The organism is Frigoribacterium sp. PhB160 (assembly GCF_003751785.1).
Classification (GTDB): Bacteria; Actinomycetota; Actinomycetes; order Actinomycetales; family Microbacteriaceae; genus Frigoribacterium.
In genome coordinates this window covers 148,993-166,313 of record NZ_RKIE01000002.1, presented here as the reverse complement: position 1 = coordinate 166,313, position 17,321 = coordinate 148,993, and the positions used below count along the sequence as shown (strand labels likewise).

The 17,321-nt window shown below is 76.0% G+C and carries 16 protein-coding genes; 9 read left to right on the top strand and 7 right to left on the bottom strand.

What is annotated here, in order from left to right; all coding sequences use genetic code 11:
- The first annotated feature begins 30 nt into the window (after positions 1-30).
- The 6 genes from EDF38_RS09795 to EDF38_RS09770 are packed head-to-tail and all read left to right on the top strand — an operon-like array spanning position 31 to position 4,800.
- The gene (locus tag EDF38_RS09795) at positions 31-1,278 is read left to right on the top strand and encodes an AI-2E family transporter (protein ID WP_233572381.1); all 1,248 of its coding nucleotides are present in this window, start codon (positions 31-33) and stop codon (positions 1,276-1,278) included.
- 43 nt (positions 1,279-1,321) lie between these two features.
- Entirely contained in the window at positions 1,322-1,729 is a 408-nt protein-coding gene (locus EDF38_RS09790; RefSeq protein WP_123355261.1) for a DUF1304 domain-containing protein, read from the top strand.
- Positions 1,730-1,759: 30 nt separating this feature from the next.
- Complete coding sequence (gene purU / locus EDF38_RS09785; RefSeq protein ID WP_123355260.1) at positions 1,760-2,653, top strand: formyltetrahydrofolate deformylase; 894 nt, start codon at positions 1,760-1,762, stop codon at positions 2,651-2,653.
- Positions 2,654-2,681: 28 nt separating this feature from the next.
- Entirely contained in the window at positions 2,682-3,080 is a 399-nt protein-coding gene (locus EDF38_RS09780) for a YrdB family protein (protein WP_123355259.1), read from the top strand.
- A complete protein-coding gene (nagA, locus tag EDF38_RS09775) occupies positions 3,077-4,297 on the top strand; it encodes an N-acetylglucosamine-6-phosphate deacetylase (RefSeq protein ID WP_123355258.1) in 1,221 nt (406 codons plus the stop codon). Before EDF38_RS09780 ends, nagA begins: the two co-directional genes overlap by 4 nt.
- Before the next feature lie 8 nt (positions 4,298-4,305).
- A complete protein-coding gene (locus tag EDF38_RS09770; protein ID WP_148061484.1) occupies positions 4,306-4,800 on the top strand; it encodes a DUF6226 family protein in 495 nt (164 codons plus the stop codon).
- Between the two features lie 243 nt (positions 4,801-5,043).
- Here EDF38_RS09770 and EDF38_RS09765 read toward each other — a convergent pair whose 3' ends face one another.
- Positions 5,044-6,213: a M23 family metallopeptidase gene (locus tag EDF38_RS09765; RefSeq protein ID WP_123355256.1), complete on the bottom strand. Its 1,170-nt coding sequence runs from the start codon at positions 6,211-6,213 to the stop codon at positions 5,044-5,046.
- A gap of 220 nt (positions 6,214-6,433) precedes the next feature.
- On the bottom strand, positions 6,434-8,272 hold the full coding sequence (locus EDF38_RS09760) for an AMP-binding protein (RefSeq protein ID WP_123355255.1): 1,839 nt from the start codon (positions 8,270-8,272) through the stop codon (positions 6,434-6,436).
- Between the two features lie 87 nt (positions 8,273-8,359).
- Here EDF38_RS09760 and EDF38_RS09755 point away from each other — a divergent pair, with 87 nt between their 5' ends.
- Together EDF38_RS09755 and EDF38_RS09750 are read left to right on the top strand one after the other, a co-directional pair.
- Positions 8,360-9,202: a copper homeostasis protein CutC gene (locus tag EDF38_RS09755; RefSeq protein WP_123355899.1), complete on the top strand. Its 843-nt coding sequence runs from the start codon at positions 8,360-8,362 to the stop codon at positions 9,200-9,202.
- 43 nt (positions 9,203-9,245) lie between these two features.
- Complete coding sequence (locus EDF38_RS09750) at positions 9,246-10,223, top strand: NAD-dependent epimerase/dehydratase family protein (protein WP_123355254.1); 978 nt, start codon at positions 9,246-9,248, stop codon at positions 10,221-10,223.
- Positions 10,224-10,259: 36 nt separating this feature from the next.
- On the opposite strand, the gene EDF38_RS09745 is transcribed toward EDF38_RS09750, so the two are convergent.
- Complete coding sequence (locus tag EDF38_RS09745) at positions 10,260-11,654, bottom strand: alanine racemase (RefSeq protein WP_123355253.1); 1,395 nt, start codon at positions 11,652-11,654, stop codon at positions 10,260-10,262.
- Between the two features lie 159 nt (positions 11,655-11,813).
- Here EDF38_RS09745 and EDF38_RS09740 point away from each other — a divergent pair, with 159 nt between their 5' ends.
- A complete protein-coding gene (locus EDF38_RS09740; RefSeq protein ID WP_123355252.1) occupies positions 11,814-12,218 on the top strand; it encodes a RidA family protein in 405 nt (134 codons plus the stop codon).
- A gap of 13 nt (positions 12,219-12,231) precedes the next feature.
- Here the strand turns inward: EDF38_RS09740 and EDF38_RS09735 are convergent, their stop codons facing one another.
- The 4 genes from EDF38_RS09735 to EDF38_RS09720 all read right to left on the bottom strand — a co-directional run bounded on the left by EDF38_RS09735 (position 12,232) and on the right by EDF38_RS09720 (position 17,319).
- Entirely contained in the window at positions 12,232-12,852 is a 621-nt protein-coding gene (locus tag EDF38_RS09735; protein ID WP_123355251.1) for an NAD(P)-dependent oxidoreductase, read from the bottom strand.
- A gap of 247 nt (positions 12,853-13,099) precedes the next feature.
- The gene (locus EDF38_RS09730; protein WP_148061483.1) at positions 13,100-14,800 is read right to left on the bottom strand and encodes an amidohydrolase family protein; all 1,701 of its coding nucleotides are present in this window, start codon (positions 14,798-14,800) and stop codon (positions 13,100-13,102) included.
- On the bottom strand, positions 14,797-15,582 hold the full coding sequence (gene nagB, locus EDF38_RS09725) for a glucosamine-6-phosphate deaminase (RefSeq protein WP_123355249.1): 786 nt from the start codon (positions 15,580-15,582) through the stop codon (positions 14,797-14,799). The genes EDF38_RS09730 and nagB overlap by 4 nt, the downstream gene beginning before the upstream one ends.
- 69 nt (positions 15,583-15,651) lie before the next feature.
- A complete protein-coding gene (locus tag EDF38_RS09720) occupies positions 15,652-17,319 on the bottom strand; it encodes a beta-N-acetylhexosaminidase (RefSeq protein ID WP_123355248.1) in 1,668 nt (555 codons plus the stop codon).
- Positions 17,320-17,321: the final 2 nt, after the last annotated feature.

The window sequence follows — 17,321 nt, the reverse complement described above, 5'->3', positions numbered from 1 at the left end:
CTGATAGCCGTCTGACCGGAGACTCCGTGCATGCACCTTCCCTGGCGCCGCCGCCCCGCGGCGACCGACGCGACCGCCCCGACCACCGTGACCGACCTCGGCGAGCCCGGCGCGCCTCCTCGTCCCCGCCCCGCGACGGGAGCGCCGGAGGCGCGGGCCGGCTCGCCCGCCCTGCCCCCGGCACCCGGGGCGGTCCCGCCGGGCATGGTCGTGGCCGGCGCCTGGGGCTGGCGGCTGCTCGTCGTGGCCGGCTGCCTGGCGGCGACCGGCTGGCTGATCTCGCGGCTCGAGGAGATCGTCGTCCCGCTGCTCATCGCGATCCTGGTCTGCGCGCTGCTGCAGCCGGTCGTACGCCTGCTGACGCGGCGACGGGTGCCGCACTGGGTGGCCATCGTCGTCGCGCTGCTCGCCCTCGTGGTCGTGGTCGGCGGGCTGCTCGTGCTCGTCGTCACGCAGGTGCGGGCGGGTGCCGGCGACCTCAGCGACAAGGGCATGGCGGCGTACGAGAGCCTGCGCAGCTTCCTGCGGACGTCGCCGCTCCAGCTGACCGACGGCGAGTTCGACCAGTACCTCGGCCAGGCCGGGACGGCGATCAAGGACGCGAGCCAGCAGATCCTCAGCGGCGTGGCCGCGGTCGGGTCGGCGGCGGGGCACCTCGTCGCGGGCGGGCTGCTGACGCTCTTCGCGACGATCTTCCTGCTGATCGACGGCCGGGGCGTCTGGCACTGGGTCGTGCGCCTCTTCCCGAAGGCGGCCCGTCCGGCCGTCGACGGCGCGGGGCTCGCGGGCTGGCAGACGCTCACCTCGTTCGTCAAGGTGCAGGTCGTCGTCGCGGCCGCGAACGGCGTGGGCATCGGGCTGTTCGCGTTCTTCCTCGGGCTGCCGCTGGCGGTGCCGATCGCGATCCTCGTCTTCCTCGCCTCGTTCATCCCCGTGCTCGGGGCGATCGTCACGGGCGCCCTCGCCGTCGTGCTCGCGCTCGTCGTGGCCGGCCCGGTGCAGGCGCTCGTCATGCTCGGCGGCGTGCTGCTGGTGCACCTGCTCGAGGCGCACGTGCTGCAGCCCCTCGTCATGGGAGGCGCGGTGAAGGTCCACCCCCTGGCCGTCGTCTTCGCCGTCGCGGCGGGCTCGCTCGTGGCCGGGGTGCCCGGCGCCCTGTTCGCGGTCCCCACCGCCGCGACCGTCAACGTCATGGTCAAGCACGTCGCGTCGGGCCGCTGGCGCGCCGTGCGCGAGGGCCCGGCGGCGGTCGACGGCACGCCGCCGGCCGCGCCCTGAGGGGACGTCGCCGCGGGGGCGCCCCCGCCGTAGAGTCGCGACCATGATCGTCGCCCTCGTCGCCGCCTCCCTCGCGGCCCTGCTGCACGTCTACATCTTCGTCATGGAGTCCGTGCTCTGGACGACGCCCCGCGTCCGCGCGACGTTCGGCATCACGAGCGACGCGCAGGCCGAGCACACGAGGCCGCTCGCCCTCAACCAAGGCTTCTACAACCTGTTCCTCGCGATCGTCACGATCGTCGGCGTGGCCCTCGTGGCCGCCGGAGGCGCGGCTCCGGCACCCGACGCCTCCCCCGCCGACCTCGCCCTCCTCGTCGCCGGCACGGGGTCGATGCTGGCCGCGGCGCTCGTGCTCGTCGTCTCCGACCGCACGAAGGCCCGGGCCGCGGCGACGCAGGGGCTGTTCCCCCTCGTGGCGCTGGCGGCGCTGCTCGTCTCCGCGGTCGCGTAGCGGGGCCGCACCGCGCACTACCCTGGGCTCGTGACCGACCCGACCAGCGCCTCCCCCGCCACCCTCGAGGCCCCCGCCACCACGCACTGGACGCTGACGCTCGTCTGCGAGGACCGCCCCGGCATCGTCCACGCGATCAGCGGCGCCGTCGTGGAGGCCGGCGGCAACATCACCGAGTCGGCGCAGTTCTCGAGCCACGACACCGGCACCTTCTTCATGCGCCTCCAGGTCGAGGCCCCCGGCGAGCGCGACGCGTTCGAGGCCCAGCTCGCCCCGGTCGTCGCCCGGTACGAGATGCAGCACCGGCTCGACGTCGTCGGCCGCCCCACCCGCACTCTCGTGCTCGCGAGCACGGCCGCGCACTGCGTCAACGACCTGCTCTTCCGGCAGCGGGCCGGGCAGCTGCCGATCGAGGTGCCGCTGATCCTCGCGAACCACCCCGACCTCGCCGGCCTCGCCGACTTCTACGGCAAGCGCTTCGAGCACCACCCCGTCACCGACGCCGCGTCGAAGGCCGCGTTCGAGGCCCGCGTGCTGCAGGTCGTCGACCGCTACGACGTCGAGCTCGTCGTGCTCGCCCGCTACATGCAGATCCTCAGCCCGGAGCTCTGCGCCGCGCTCGAGGGCCGGGCCATCAACATCCATCACTCGTTCCTGCCCGGGTTCAAGGGCGCGAACCCCTACCGGCAGGCGCACGCCCGCGGCGTCAAGCTGATCGGCGCGACCGCCCACTTCGTCACGAGCGACCTCGACGAGGGACCGATCATCGAGCAGAACGTCGTCCGCGTCGACCACACCCGCGGCGCGCCCGAGCTGATGGCGATCGGCCAGGACGAGGAGAGCCGCACCCTCACGCAGGCGGTCCGCTGGTTCGCGGAGGACCGCGTGCTGCTCGACGGGGCCCGCACGATCGTCTTCCGCTGACGCCGGGGGCGGGACGTACGCTGGCGGGGTGACCCCGACCGACACCGCGCCCCCGCCGTCCCCGGCCCGAGGCCTCCCCGTCACCGCCCTCGACGTGCTGCGGGCGGCGACCCTCGTCTTCGCCCTCTTCAGCCTCGCCTTCTGGGGCTACCTCGCGTGGCCGTTCCCGTGGCCGTCGATCGTCTTCATGGTCGGGGCGCCGCTCTTCGCCGTGGTGGTCTGGGCACTCTTCCGCTCGCCGCGGGCCCTCGTGCAGACCGACGCGGTCGGCAAGGCCCTCGTCGAGATCGCCGTCATGGGCGCGGTCGCGGTCGCCTGGCTGCAGCTCGGCCACCCCGCCGTGGCGGGGGCCTTCGCCGTGGTCGCCCTCGTCGTCGGCGTGCTGGTCGGCCGCCGCGGCGCCTCGTCGGCGACGGCACCGCGATGAGCACCACGCTCTTCACGAACGCCCGCAAGGTCGACGCGGCCGGCGAGGTCGACGGCTTCTGGATGCTCGTCGACGGCGACCGCATCACCGCGACCGGCAGCACGGTCGAGGCCCCGGGCCGGCCGCCCGTGGCGCCTCCCGCCGGCGACCCCTCCGGTGCAGGAGGCGCGGGCCGGGTCCCCGACGCCACCGTCGACCTGGCCGGTGCCCGCCTCACGCCCGGGCTGGTCGACCTGCACGTCCACGGCGGCGGCGGCGCCTCCTACGACGGCGACGCCGACGAGATCGCGCGGGGCCTCGCCGTGCACCGTGCCCACGGCACCACCCGCTCGCTCGTGAGCCTCGTCGCGAACCCGGTCGCGCGCCTCCGGACGTCGCTCGAGGCGATCGCCGAGCTGCGCACCCGCGACCCGCTCGTGCTCGGGGCGCACCTCGAGGGGCCGTTCCTCTCGCCGGCGCGGAAGGGCGCGCACGCGCTCGAGCACCTCGCCGAGCCGACGGCCGAGACCGTGCACGCCCTGCTCGACGCGGCGCCGGGCACGGTGCGGCAGGTGACCCTGGCGCCCGAGCTGCCCGGCGGGCTCGAGGCGGTCGAGCGCCTCGTCGCCGCGGGCGTCGTCGTCGCCGTCGGCCACACCGAGGCCGACCACGACCTCGCGGTCGCGGCGTTCGACCGCGGCGCCTCGCTCGTGACGCACGCGTTCAACGCGATCGCCGGCATCGGGCACCGCGAACCCGGTCCGGTCGTCGCGGCCGTGAGCGACGACCGCGTGACGATCGAGCTGATCCTCGACGGGGTGCACGTGCACCCGGAGGTCGTCGCCATGATGTTCGCCTCGGCGCAGGGTCGCGTGGCGCTCGTGACGGACGCGATGGCGGCGGCGGGCTCGGCCGACGGCGACTACCTGCTCGGCGAGCTCGCGGTGACCGTCGCGGGCGGCGTCGCGACGCTCGCCGGCACGGACACGATCGCGGGCTCGACCCTCACCCAGGACGCCGCGCTGCGTCGGGCGATGGACGCCGCCCGCCAGGGCTCCGTGGCCGCGGTCACGGCCCTCACCGCGACCCCGGCCCGGGCGATCGGCGTCGACCACGAGATCGGCCTGCTCGCCCCCGGCCACCTGGCCGACGCGGTCGCGTGGACGGACGACTGGCACGTGTCGCGGGTGTGGGCGGCCGGACGTGAGCTCGTCGACGGCGTGGCGGTGCGGTCGTGAGCGCGGGGGTGCCACCGCTGCCGGAGCGGCCGCCGCTTCCCGACCTCGACGCGGTCGGCGACGACGGGGTCGCGTTCACGTACGGACGACGCTGGGACGACGGCCCCGCCGACGACGCCTACTCGCACGTGAGCCACCCCGAGCGCTTCGCGGGCCTCCACGACGTCGGACGGGCGCTGGTCGCCCACGTCGTCGACACGTACGAGGTCGAGGCGACCCCCGTCGACCGCCTGGGCCCCCCGGGCGGCGACGGTCAGCGCCTGGTCGAGGGCTGGCGCCTGTCGCCGGGCCCGCGGCGCGGGTCGCTGACGATCGGGCTCAGCGACTTCCCCGGGGTGCTCACGGCGACCGGCTCGGCGGTGACCGAGGGCTTCCCGGCCTGCGGCTGCGACGCCTGCGACGAGAGCGCCGAGGCCACGGCCGAGCGGCTCGAGGACGCGGTGGCGCGGGCGGTGCGCGGCTGGCCACGGCGCTCCGTCGGGGAGGCGGGGCGCGCCTCCTGACGGCTGTCGCGGCGGCGTGGCTGGGCTCCGTCGCGGCTGCAGGTCGCGTTCGGGCGCGGCGACCCACGCCCCGCGTCACAGTCTGCGCAGCGCGTCACGATCCGCCACGACGTGATGCGCGAGACGTGACGCGACGCGACCGGGCCGGCGCGGCGACCCACGCCCCGCGTCACGGATCGCGCAGCGCGTCACGTTCTTTCGCGACGTGACGCGCGAGACACGACGCGACCGTGCCGGCGCGCGCTACAGCGTGCGTCCGGCGTTCTCGTCCAGCCACTCCTCGGGGTCGATCTGGGTCGACCCGTCGAGCAGCACCTCGAAGTGCAGGTGGTCGCCCGTCGCGACGCCCGTGCGGCCGACGAGGCCGACGAGCTCGCCGACCGAGACGTCGTCGCCCGCGACGAGCGGGCTCGAGCCGAGCCGCATGTGCGCGTACATGGTGCTGACCGCCTCGCCGTCGATGACGTGGTCGATGACGACGTACTGGCCGAACTGGGCGTGGATGCCCGATTTCCGCACCGTGCCGGCGGCCACGGCGCCGATGGGCTTGCCGGCGCCGGGGGTCATGTCGAGCCCCATGTGCATGCTCGAGCACGCCGCGCAGGGAGCCGTCCGCGGGCCGAAGCCCGAGCTCAGCACGACGCGTCCCGGGAACGGCCAGCGGATGTCGCCCGTCCCGTCGTTGACGATCGATCCGCGGTGCGTGGACGTCGACGTGCCCGTCTTCCCGGCCTTCGACGACGGCTCCTCCTCCGGCGCGGGCGGCGGCGGGGGCGGAGGCGGCGGGTCGGTGACCCCGTAGGCGTCTCGCTCCGACACGGTCAGCACCACGAGCGACGCCGCCAGCGTCTGCCCGGGGATCGGCGTGGTGACGGTCGTCTGCACGCCGCCGCCGCCGAGGTCGGTGGCCGACGCCGGGGTCACGTTCGACGAGAAGAACAGGGTCGCCGCGACCATCGCCAGCGCCGGGACGCCCGCGGCGCGCAGGCGCCCTGCGACGAGGGACCGCCGCGGCTCGACCGCGACCGTCGGGGTCGGACGCGACCACGAGGCCCGGGCGACGGGCCGCGACCCGGGGAGGCGCGGGTCGGCCCCCGAGATCGGGCGCCCCGTCGAGGCGGTCGCCCGGCCGCGCGAGGCGGGAGCCCGGACAGGTGCGGGTCCCGGCGCGGGCGCGGGCACGACGAGCGTCGGCGCGACGGGAGCGACCGGAGGCGTGGGCACGGGCGCCTGTGCGACAGGCTCGGGGTCGACGACCGTCGGCGCGGGAGACGGCTCGACCACCGCGTCGGGCGCGGCAGCGGCAGCCGCCGCAGCAGCCCGTTCGCGGGCGAGCGCTTCGCGGCGCGTGAGGGGAGGGGCGACGGTCTCGGTGCGCGCGTCGGACTCGGGCCGTTCGGCGGGCGCGCTCACGAGCGGGTCGTCGTCGTGCGGTCGCTGGTCGTCACGGGTCTCCTCGTCGGGCGGTGCCCTCGATCCTAGGCGTCGCCCGCCGCGTCGGTAAGGACCCCGAACGCGCGTCACGCCCCGCCCGGTCCGGTCCCCTCGCCACCGCGCCTCGACCGACGCGTCAGCCGCGCGAGCGGGAGACGGGCCCCCGCGGCGCGGGACGGGCACGCCGCCCGGGCGACCGTCAGCGGCGCAGCCCGGGGAACTCGTCGTCGCGGCGCTCGCCCGGGGCACGCTCCCCGGCGGCGGCCAGCGCCTCCTCGCGGTCCCGCAGCTCGACGCGCCGGATCTTGCCCGAGATCGTCTTCGGCAGCTCGGCCACGAACTCGACGCGGCGCACGCGCTCGTAGGGCGGCAGCCCCTCGCGGGCGTGGCGCAGCACGGCGAGCGCCGTCGCGTCGTCCGGCTCGACCCCGGCCGCGAGAACGACGTAGGCCTTGACGACGGCGAGCCGCACGGGGTCGGGGGCGGGGACGACGGCCGACTCGGCCACCGCGGGGTGCTCGATCAGCACGCTCTCGACCTCGAACGGCGAGACCTTGTAGTCGGACGACTTGAACACGTCGTCGGTGCGCCCCACGAAGGTGATCATGCCGGCGGCGTCGCGGGTGGCGACGTCGCCGGTGTGGAACAGGCCGTCGCGCTGCGACGCGGCCGTCCGCCCGGGGTCGCCGAGGTAGCCGGTCATGAGGTTCACCGGGCGGGTCGACAGGTCGAGGCAGATCTCGCCCTCGTCGGCGAGCTCGCCGGTGAGCGGGTCGACGAGCACGACCTCGACGCCCGGCAGGGGCAGGCCCATCGAGCCCGCGACCACGCTGCTGCCCGGCGGGTTGGCGACGATGGCTGTGGTCTCGGTCTGCCCGTAGCCGTCGCGGATGTCGAGCCCCCACGAGCGCTGCACCTGCGAGATGACCTCGGGGTTGAGCGGCTCCCCCGCCGACAGCGCCTCGCGGAGCGCGACCGGCCGACCGCCGAGCGACGACTGGATCAGCATGCGCCACACGGTCGGCGGCGCGCAGAACGACGTCACCTCGGCCCGGTCGAGCTGCTCGCGGAGCGCCGCCGCCGAGAACCGCGCCTGCTCGTGCACGAACACGGTGGCCTCGGCGATCCACGGGGCGAAGAAGCAGCTCCACGCGTGCTTGCCCCAGCCCGGCGACGAGATGGTCAGGTGCACGTCGCCCGGGCGCAGGCCGAGCCAGTACGTCGTCGAGAGGTGCCCGACCGGGTACGAGGCGTGGGTGTGCACGACCATCTTCGGCTTGCTCGTCGTGCCCGAGGTGAAGTAGACGAGGCAGGGGTCGTCGGTGGCGGTCGCCACCTCCGGTCGGGCCGGGGAGGCGCGGTGCGAGTCCTCGTACGACGCCCACCCCTCGAGGCGGCCGCCCACGACCACGCGGCCGACGCCCGGGTCGACGCCGGCGAACTTCGGGGCGTCGGCGGCGTCGGCGAGCACGTGGCGGACGCCGCCGCGGAGCACGCGGTCCTCGACGTCGTGCGGGGCGAGCATGACCGACGTGGGCAGGATGACCGCGCCGATCTTCATGATCGCGAGCATCGCCTCCCACAGCTCGACCCGGTTGCCGAGCATGAGCATGACGTGGTCGCCGTGCCGCACGCCGCGCTCCACGAACCAGGCCGCCACCTGGTCGGAGCGGCGGCGCATCTCGTCGAAGCTGACCTTCGTCTCGGTGCCGTCCTCGGCGACGATCCACAGGGCGGTGCGGTCGTTGCCGGCGGCGATCACGTCGAACCAGTCGACGGCCCAGTTGAACGAGTCGCCGACGTCGGGCCAGCGGAACGCCGCGCGGGCCGCGGCGTGGTCGTGACCGGAGCCGATGAGCACGTCGCGGGCCGCGCGGAAGGCGTCCGTCGCCGCGGGGTCGCGCGGGCCCGTCCAGGGCGGCGCGGTCGCGCCGGCCGCAGCGCCGGACGCAGCGGCGGAGGCGGAGGCAGGGGCGTCGGAGGAGGGGGCGGAGACGCCGTCGGAGGGAGCGTCGGGGGTGCTCGCGTGGTCGACCATCCGCCCATGATGCTCCGCCGAGCATGCCGGGCCCGGCATGTGGCCGGGGTCGGGCTCGGCGGCGACCGCCTCTGGGAGGATCGGGGCATGACCGACCCGGCCCGCGCCTCCTCGACCGACGCCCCAGCGACGACCGCGCGGGTGGGCGCTGCGGTGGGCGCGGGGGCACCGTCGCGGCCGCGTCCCGCGCTCGAGGTCGCGGTGACGTCGCTCGCCGGCGCCCGGGTCGCGCTCGAGGGCGGCGCCGACCGCGTCGAGCTCTGCAGCGCGCTCGAGCTCGGCGGGGTGACGCCGTCCCAGGGCCTCGCCGACCTCGTCGTCGGTGCCGGCCTGCCCGTGCACGCGCTCGTCCGCTGCCGTGCCGGCGGCTTCGACTTCGACGCCGACGAGCTCGCCGTGATGCTCCGCGAGGTGCGGGCGCTCGTCGCGACCGGCGTGGCGGGGGTGGTCGTGGGCGCGTTGCGGCCCGAAGGGTCCCTCGACGAGGAGGCGCTGGCCCGCCTCCGCGACGCCGCCGGCCCCTCCGTCGAGGTCACCGTGCACCGCGCGGTCGACCGGTCGGCCGACCCGGTGGCGTCCGTGGCGCGCCTGGCGGCCCTCGGCGTGCACCGCGTCCTCACGTCGGGCGGGGCGTCCCGCGTCGCCGACGGGCTCGCCGCGGGCACGATCGCCGCGATGGTGCGCGCCGCGGGGCCCGTGCAGGTCATGGCGGGCGGGGGCGTCCGCGTCGACGACGTGCCCGGGCTCGCGTCCGCCGGGGTCGCCGCCGTCCACCTCTCCGCCTCGCGGCTCGTCGGGCCGGGCCACGACGGCGGGCCCGCCGAGGCGCGCCGACCGGTCTCGCTCGGCTCGGCCGCGTCCGACTCGCACCCGGTGACCGACCTCGCGGGGGTGCGGGCCGCCCGGCGGGCCCTCGACGCGCTCGGCTGAGGCGCCCGGACCGCGGCCTGCCCGCGGGGTGCACAGTGGGGCGATGACGCAGACCTCCGTCCTCGTGCTCGGCGGCACCGGCCAGATCAGCGCCGCGTGCGTGCGCACCGCCCTGCGCGCGGGCCACGAGGTGACGGTGGTCAACCGCGGCAGCACCACGGTCCGCCCGCTGCCCGACGGGGTCGAGCACGTCGTCGCCGACGTCCGCGACGAGGAGGCGCTGGCCGCCGCCCTGGGCGACCGTCGCTTCGACGCCGTGGCCGACTTCCTGACCTTCACGCCCGACGACCTGGCCGCGACCCTCCGCGTCGTGGGCGGCCGCACGGGGCAGTACGTCTTCGTCGGCTCGGCCTCGACGTACCAGAAGCCGCCCGCCGCGCTGCCGATCACGGAGGCGACGCCGCTGTTCAACCCGTGGTCGCGCTACGCCCGCGACAAGATCGCCTGCGAGCGCCTCCTCCGCGACGAGCACCAGGCCGGCCGCGTCCGCGCCACCGTCGTGCGGCCCTCGCACACCTACGACCGCACGCACGTGCCGCTGCTCGGCGGGTGGACCGTCGTCGACCGCATGCGGCGCGGCGAGCCCGTCGTCGTGCACGGCGACGGGACCTCGCTCTGGGCGCTGACCCACGCCGACGACCTCGCCGACGCGTTCGTGCCCCTGCTGGGCGACGAGCGGGCGATCGGCGAGGCGTTCGGCATCACGGCCCCCGAGCTGCTCACCTGGAACGAGATCGCCCGCTGCCTCGCCGACGCCGCGGGCGGCAGCCTGCACCTCGTGCACCGCACCACCCGTGACCTCGTCGAGCAGGTGCCCGCGTGGGACCCGGAGCTGCGCGGCGACCGCAGCCACCCGGCCGTCTTCGACACGTCGAAGATCCGGGGGATCGTGCCGGCATGGGCCCCGCGGGTGCCCTTCGCCGAGGGGGCCCGGCAGATCGTCGCCTGGCACGACGCCGACGACGCCCGCCGGGTGGTCGACCCCGAGGCCGACGCCCTCTACGACCGGCTGACCGGCTGACCGGCTGACAGCCTGACCGCGGGCCCGCCGGCCGCGTCAGAACCGCGTGGCGAACGTCCCGACGACCGTGGGCGGCAGCACCCGCGCCTCCGTGCCGCCGCGCACCGTCGACAGCTCGCTCCACTGCGAGATGGTCGTGCAGGGGTGCGAGACGCCGAGCCGCACGAGGTCGCCGACGGCCAGCGTCGAGTCGTCCCGCAGCCGCAGGAAGGCGTGCTGGTCGTTGAGCGCCGAGACCGAGGCCCCGTCGAGCGCGCCCGCGAGCGGTCCGCGGGCGGCGCCCGCGACGGCGTCCGACGTCCGCCAGGCGTCGAGCGGCACGGGCGTCCCCTCGTCGTCGGCGGTGTCGCGGCGACCGGCGTTCAGCAGGGCCAGCCCCGGCTCCGGCCTCGAGACGACCGTCGCCCACAGCTCGAGCGCCGGCCGGAACGACTCCGACCCGTCGGCGTGGGCCGAGCCGGGCGTCGTGTCGCGGGCGAAGGGCGTGAGCCTCCGGTACAGGTCGTGGTCGTGCGCGACGTACGACCCCGATCGCAGGACCACCCGGAGGCGCGGCCCACGGTCGCCCCTCGGGTCGTGCCGTGCGCCGAGGACGGCCACCACGCGCTCGAAGTAGACGCTGCCGCCGGCGGTCAGCACCACGTCCTCGCCCGCGGCGAGCCAGTCGTCGAAGGCCTCGGGCCCGACGGCGTCGAGCAGCTCGAGCAAGGTGCCGAGGTAGTCGTCGACGACCTGGATGCCCGCGGCGTCGACGTCGTGGGTGAGCGCGCCCTCGTAGCCCGCGACGCCGGCGAGCACGAGGTGCTCCGCGGACGAGACGGCGTCGGCGACGCGCTGCGCCTCCGCGAGGGTGCGGGCCCCGGTCCGGCCGAGCGGCGAGCCCAGCTCGACCAGCACCGCGAGGGGCTCCGCCGGCTCGACGTCGCCGTCGCCGAGGACGGCCGAGGCCGCGGCGGCCCGCGCGAGCGCCTCGTCGGCGAGGCGGACGGCGTCGACCGAGTCGACCCACATCATCACGCGGGTGGCCCGGGGGCGGGAGGCGAGGGCGACCAGCGCCTCCTCGTGGAAGGTCGTGCCCGCCAGCACGACGCGCGCGACCCCGGCCTCGCGGGCGACGGAGGCCTGGAACGCCGTCGCCACGGTGATGCCCCAGGCGCCCGCGTCGAGCTGGCGCCGCCAGACGTCGGGCGACATCGTCGTCTTGCCGTGCGGCGCGAGGTCGACCCCGGCGGCGCGGCACCAGGCCGCCATCGTCGCGACGTTGTGGTCGAGGGCGTCGAGGTCGAGAGTCAGCAGCGGCGTGGGCAGCTCGACGAGCGGGACGGGCCGGTCGGCGCGGCTGAAGGTGGCCTTCGAGGCGGGCCGCGCGTCGGCAGGGCGCGGGGCGGCGGCGCGGCGGTCGGACGCGGCGTGCGGGTGGCTCGTGGTCATGGTGCCCTCTCGTCGTGTCGTGCGGGTCGTCGTCGTGCTGCGGGTCGTCGCGCCCTCGCGGCGGAGGGGAGGCGGTCGCTCCGCTAGCTTTGCAGGCGGCGGAGGCGCACCGCGCGTCCTCCCCGGCCCTGCCCCGCGACGAGACGAGAGAAGCGACCTGTGAGCGACAAGACGAAGGTGACCACGACCGGAGCCCCCACCCCGATGCCGATCTTCTCGCAGGGCGTGCTGAAGAACGGGTTCCTCGCCGTGTCGGGCCAGGGCCCGCAGGACCCGGCGACCGGCGAGTACCTGCACCGCGGCGACCTGACGGCCCAGACGCTCCGCACGCTCGAGAACGTCAAGGCGGTCGTGGAGGGCTCAGGGGGCACCTTCGACGACGTCCTCTCGCTGCGGGTCTTCCTCACGCAGCGCAGCGACTTCGCCGAGATGAACGCCGCCTACGAGGCCTTCGTCACGCAGAACGTCACCGACGGCGTCTTCCCGACCCGCACGACGATCTTCGTCGAGCTGCCGAACGAGGCCATGCTCGTCGAGATCGACGCCCTCGCGATCGTCGGCTGACCGCACCTCGGCCTCAGCGACCGGTGAGCACCGCCGTGCGTCGCAGCCAGGCGTCGTCGCCGAGCTGCGCGAGCATGAACCGGGCGACGTCCGCGCGGGTGACCTTGATCGACGCACCGTCGGCGAGGCGCTCGGCGGCGACGACGTCGCCGGTCGCGGGCTCGTCGGTGAGCCGGGTCGGGTAGACGAGCGTCCAGTCCAGGCCGGAGGCGCGCACCGCGTCGTCCGCCTCCTCCTTCGCCTCGTAGACCTTGCCGAGCACCGTGTCGAAGAAGAGCTTCTGGAACGTGCCCGCGTCCTCCCGCGAGGCCCCCACCCCGAAGGCCGAGCACACCACGAGGCGCCGGACTCCGGCCTCGGTCATGGCCGGCAGCAGGGCCGCGCCGACGGGCACCTCGACGGGGTGCCGGAGCTTCCGCGACCCGACGGCGTTGAGCACGGCGTCCTGCCCGGCGACCGCCGCGCGCACGTCGTCGGCCGACGTGGCGTCGCCGACGAGCACCCGCGCGCCGTCCCGGACGTCGAGGGCGGCCTCGTCGCGCACCAGCACGGTCACGTCGTGACCGGCCGACAGACCGGCCCTCATCAGGTGGGAGCCGACGCCCCCGGTCGCGCCCAGCAGCAGGACCTTCACCGCGCCTCCTCGTGTCGGCCACCACGGCCGTCCCCGCAACACAACTCGCTGTCCGCCCCGAAGTCGCCGTGAGCCCGCCGACGCCACCCGGACCTCACCCCCGTCGTCCCCCGGGGCACCCCGCCCCACCCCCGAGGAGGCGCGGCCCCCGACCGCCCGCCTGTCGCCTCCCCCGCCGGGTCGCCCCGCACCCCGTGGTCCCTGCACCGACGCCGACGCGGCCCCCGCGTCCCCCGCCGCCGCGGCCTCAGGCGACGCGTCGACCGGCCAGCCAGACACCGCGCACGCCGGAGGGCGACGAGCGCGGCGCCGCGTACGTGGCCCGGTCGGCGTAGGTCGCGGGGTCGACGAGCTGCAGGTCGGCGACGGCGCCCGGCACGACGCCGACGGGCTGCCCGGGCGGCACGAGGCCGAAGCGTCGCGTCGCCCCGACCGACATGCGGCGGACGGCGTCCTCGCGGGTCAGCACGGCCTCGCCGAGGCCGTCCCCGGCGCCCGTGACGGCCCCGACGGCGGCGCCCGTGGCGCCCGCGTAGACGTCGAGCACGCGCGAGAACGTCCCGTAGAGCCGGGGGTGCACCGTGCCCGACTCCCGCGGCAGGCCGTCGGAGCCGACGAGGGCGTGCGGCCAGGCGAGGGCGGTGCGCATGCCCTCGTGGTCGGTGTGGAAGACGATGACGGTGAGGGCGCCGCGCTCCGCGAGGACGAGGTCCGCGAGCACCTCACGGGGGTCGCCGCCGAGCTCGGACGCGATGTCGGCGACGCTCCGGCCCTCGAGGGCCGCGTGCTCGGGGCGGGCGAACCCGGCCAGCACGATGCGGGCGGGACCGATCGCCGCCCACTGGTTCTCGAGGAGGGTGCCGGGCCAGGGGCGGTCGAGCCCGGCCAGCACCTCCGCCCGGGAGCGGGGGCCGGCCAGCGCCTCCAGCAGGCTGTCGATGCCGCGGTCGGCGGTCGCGGGCGGGAAGAGCGAGGCGACCGTCGTGCTGCCGGCGTCGTACGGGTAGACGTCGGCCGAGACGTCGACGCCCTCGTCGCGGAGGGCGTCGAGCCGGTCGACGACGGCCGCCATGTGCCCGACGTTGCGCGGGCCGGTGACCTTGAGGTGGCTCAGGTGCACCGCGGCGCCGGTCTCACGCGCGAGCGAGGCGAGCTCCTCGATCGAGTCGTCGAGCCCGTCGGCCTCGTTCCGCACGTGCGCCACGAGCAGCCGGCCGCGGGCCGCGACCTCGCGGGCCAGCGCGACGAGCTCCGGACGCTCGGCGGCGTCGCCGGGCGCGTACATGAGGCCCAGCGAGACGCCGAGCGCGCCGGCGTCGAGGGCGTCGCCGACGGACCCGGCGATCGTCGCCGTCTCGCGGGCGCCGGCGGGGCGCCGGGCCGTGCCCAGCACGACCGCACGCATCGGCGCGTGGGGCACGAGCGTCCCCGCGTGCAGGTCGAGGGGCTCGGTGCGGAGCGTCTCGACGTAGTCGCGGAACGACGCCCACCGGCGCTCGGGGAACTCCCCCAGCACCGGCCGCGAGTACTCCGCGAGCGACCGGTCGGCCGGGTCGCGCGGCGACGGCGCGACCCCCTGGCCGCAGTTGCCGACGATCGTCGTCGTCACGCCCTGGGCGGTCTTCGGCGACACTCCCCCGGGGCGGAACAGCGCCGCGTCGTCGTGGGCGTGCACGTCGACGAAGCCCGGCAGCAGCTCGAGACCGCGCCCGTCGACGACCTCGGCGCCGTCCGCCGACCGTCCTCCGTCGGGCCCGGCTCCCGACCAGGCTCCGGCTCCGGCTCCGGCGACGCCCGCCGTCGCGGTCCCCGCGGCGGCCCCGGCGCCCACCGCGACGACCACCCCGTCGCGCACGACGACGTCGGCGACCCGCGCCGCGCCTCCGGACCCGTCGTGGACCGTCGCACCGAGCACCACGAGCCCGCGCGGGGCAGGCCCCCGGCTCACGCGAACCGCTGCCAGGCCGGCTTGTTCTCGTAGGTGTGGCGGTAGTAGTCGACGAGCGTCAGCCGGGAGGCGGCGGCCTCGTCGACGACGATCGTGGCGTGCCGGTGCAGCTGCAGCGCGCTGCCCGGGCACATCGCGCTCAGCGGCCCCTCGACCATGCCCGCGACCGCCGCGGCCTTGCGCTCTCCCTGCGCCACGAGCACGACCTCGTGCGCGTCGAGGATCGTGCCGAGCCCCTGCGTGAGGCAGTGCGTCGGCACCTGGTCGGGGTCGTCGAAGAAGCGCGCGTTGTCGGCGCGGGTCTGCGGGGCGAGCGTCTTGATGCGGGTGCGCGAGGCGAACGACGAGGTCGGCTCGTTGAAGCCGATGTGCCCGTTGGCCCCGATCCCGAGGATCTGCACGTCGATGCCGCCCGCCGCCGCGATGGCCGCGTCGTACTCCTCCGCCGCGGCCTCGACGTCGGCCGCGCGCCCGTCGGGCACGCGCACGCGGGCGGGGTCCATGCCGAGGGGCTCGACGACGTCGCGCCGGATGACCGACGCGTACGACTCGGGGTGCTCGAGCGGGATCCCCACGTACTCGTCGAGCGCGAACCCGGAGGCACGCGAGAAGTCGAGCTCGCCGGCCGCCACCCGGCGGGCCAGGGACGCGTAGATGTCGGTCGGCGACGAGCCCGTCGCGAGCCCGAGGACGGCCTCGGGCCGTCTCTCGACGACCTGCGCGATCTTGAGGGCGGCGACGCGGCCGACCTCGGCGGCGTCGGGCAGGACGATGATCTCCACGGGGTGCCTCCTCGGGGACGGGACGGGATGTCAGGACGGACGGGCAGGACGGGGCGGTCGCCCCGCCCGCTACTCGACCGCGATGTTGGCGACGATCTCCGCGATGTAGGCCGAGCGCTCCTCCCGGGTCGACGGACGACCCGGGACTCCGGGACGCTCCTGCCACGGCAGCGGCCCGCCCTCGCGACGGTACTCGACCCCCGCGGCGTCGAGCCGGGCGAGGTGGGCGGCGAGGCGCTCCGAGAACGCGCCGAAGTCGCGGGGGGCGTCCGACCAGAGCACGTCGGCCACGGCACAGAGCCGCGGGAAGGCGAAGAAGTCGACGGTGCGGGGCGAGTCCATGTGCTCGGTCCAGAGGTTGGCCTGTCCGCCCAGGACGTGCCGCGCCTCCTCGTCGGTCAGCTGCGGCGGCACGGGCTCGAAGTCGTAGACGTCGGCGAGCGTGAGGGGGATCGACACCGGGATCGGCTCGTTCGGCAGCTCGCTCTGCCGGTAGTCGAGGTAGACCTGGTCGTCGGGGCAGGCCACGACGTCGTAGCCGAGCCGTGCGGCGGCGACCGCGCCGAAGAGCCCGCGCCACGACGCGACCGTGGTGCCGGACGACATGGGCCGCGACCCCTCGAGGATCTCGTCCCAGCCGAAGGTGCGACGCCCGGCGGCGGTGACGTGGTCGTCGAGCTGGCCGATGAACCAGGCCTGCAGCTCGTCCTCGTCGGCGAGGCCGCGCTCGCGCATCAGCTCCTGGGTGCGCGGGTCGGAGCGCCACTGGGTCTTCGGGCACTCGTCGCCCCCGACGCCGATGAACTCCCCGGGGAAGAGCTCCATCACCTCGGTCAGCACGTCCTTGTAGAAGTCGACCGTCGACTGCTCGGTGTTGAGCACGTCGTCGAAGATGCCCCACTCGGTGCCGACCGCGATCTGCCGCGGCTCGGGCACGGGCGTGCCGCCGACCTCGACCGCGCCGACGCCGAGGCGCGGGTAGGCGGTGATCGCCGCCATCGAGTGCCCGGGCACGTCGACCTCGGGCACGACGCGCACGTGGCGGGCGGCGGCGTAGGCGACGACCTCGCGGATGTCGTCCTGCGTGTAGAAGCCGCCGTGCGGCCGGCCGTCCTGCGTCGCGTCCGGCCCGGCGCCGACCTGCGTCGAGGCGCGCCAGCCGCCGACCGAGGTCAGCAGGGGGTACGCGCGGATCTCGATGCGCCAGCCCTGGTCCTCCGTGAGGTGCCAGTGCAGCGTGTTCAGCCGGTGCATCGCCATGAGGTCGACGAAGCGCATGACGTCGTGCTTCGGCATGAAGTGCCGCGCGACGTCGAGGTGCGTGCCGCGCCAGCCGAAGCGCGGCGAGTCGACGACGTCGACGGAGGGCACGGTCCACTCGACGCCCTCGACGAGGGCGGTGCGCATGACCTGCGCGGGCAGCAGCTGCCGCAGCACCTGCATGCCCCAGAACACCCCCGCCGGGTCGCCGCCGGTGATGCGCACCCCGGCGGGCCGCGCCTCCAGCCGGTAGCCCTCGGCCCCGATCGACGGGTCGAGGTCGAGGGTGATCCCCGACCCGTCGGCCGGCCCCTCTCGGAGCGGCAGGCCGGTCGCCGGCCGCAGCGCCCCCTGCAGCCAGGCCAGCTCGCCGGCCAGCTCGTCGGGCGCCGAGACGCGCGTGGCGGGGTCGAGGACGAACGCCCCGGAGGCGCGGGTCAGCTCGTCGACGCGGGGCACCAGCATCGGGTCGGTCATGG

Coding starts and splice junctions, on each gene's coding strand:
- EDF38_RS09795 (WP_233572381.1), top strand. CDS start 31: ATGCACCTTCCCTGGCGCCGCCGCCCCGCGGCGACCGACGCGACCGCC.
- EDF38_RS09745 (WP_123355253.1), bottom strand. CDS start 11,654: ATGACCACGAGCCACCCGCACGCCGCGTCCGACCGCCGCGCCGCCGCC.
- EDF38_RS09720 (WP_123355248.1), bottom strand. CDS start 17,319: ATGACCGACCCGATGCTGGTGCCCCGCGTCGACGAGCTGACCCGCGCC.
- EDF38_RS09760 (WP_123355255.1), bottom strand. CDS start 8,272: ATGGTCGACCACGCGAGCACCCCCGACGCTCCCTCCGACGGCGTCTCC.
- EDF38_RS09755 (WP_123355899.1), top strand. CDS start 8,360: ATGACCGACCCGGCCCGCGCCTCCTCGACCGACGCCCCAGCGACGACC.
- nagA (WP_123355258.1), top strand. CDS start 3,077: ATGAGCACCACGCTCTTCACGAACGCCCGCAAGGTCGACGCGGCCGGC.
- EDF38_RS09750 (WP_123355254.1), top strand. CDS start 9,246: ATGACGCAGACCTCCGTCCTCGTGCTCGGCGGCACCGGCCAGATCAGC.
- EDF38_RS09790 (WP_123355261.1), top strand. CDS start 1,322: ATGATCGTCGCCCTCGTCGCCGCCTCCCTCGCGGCCCTGCTGCACGTC.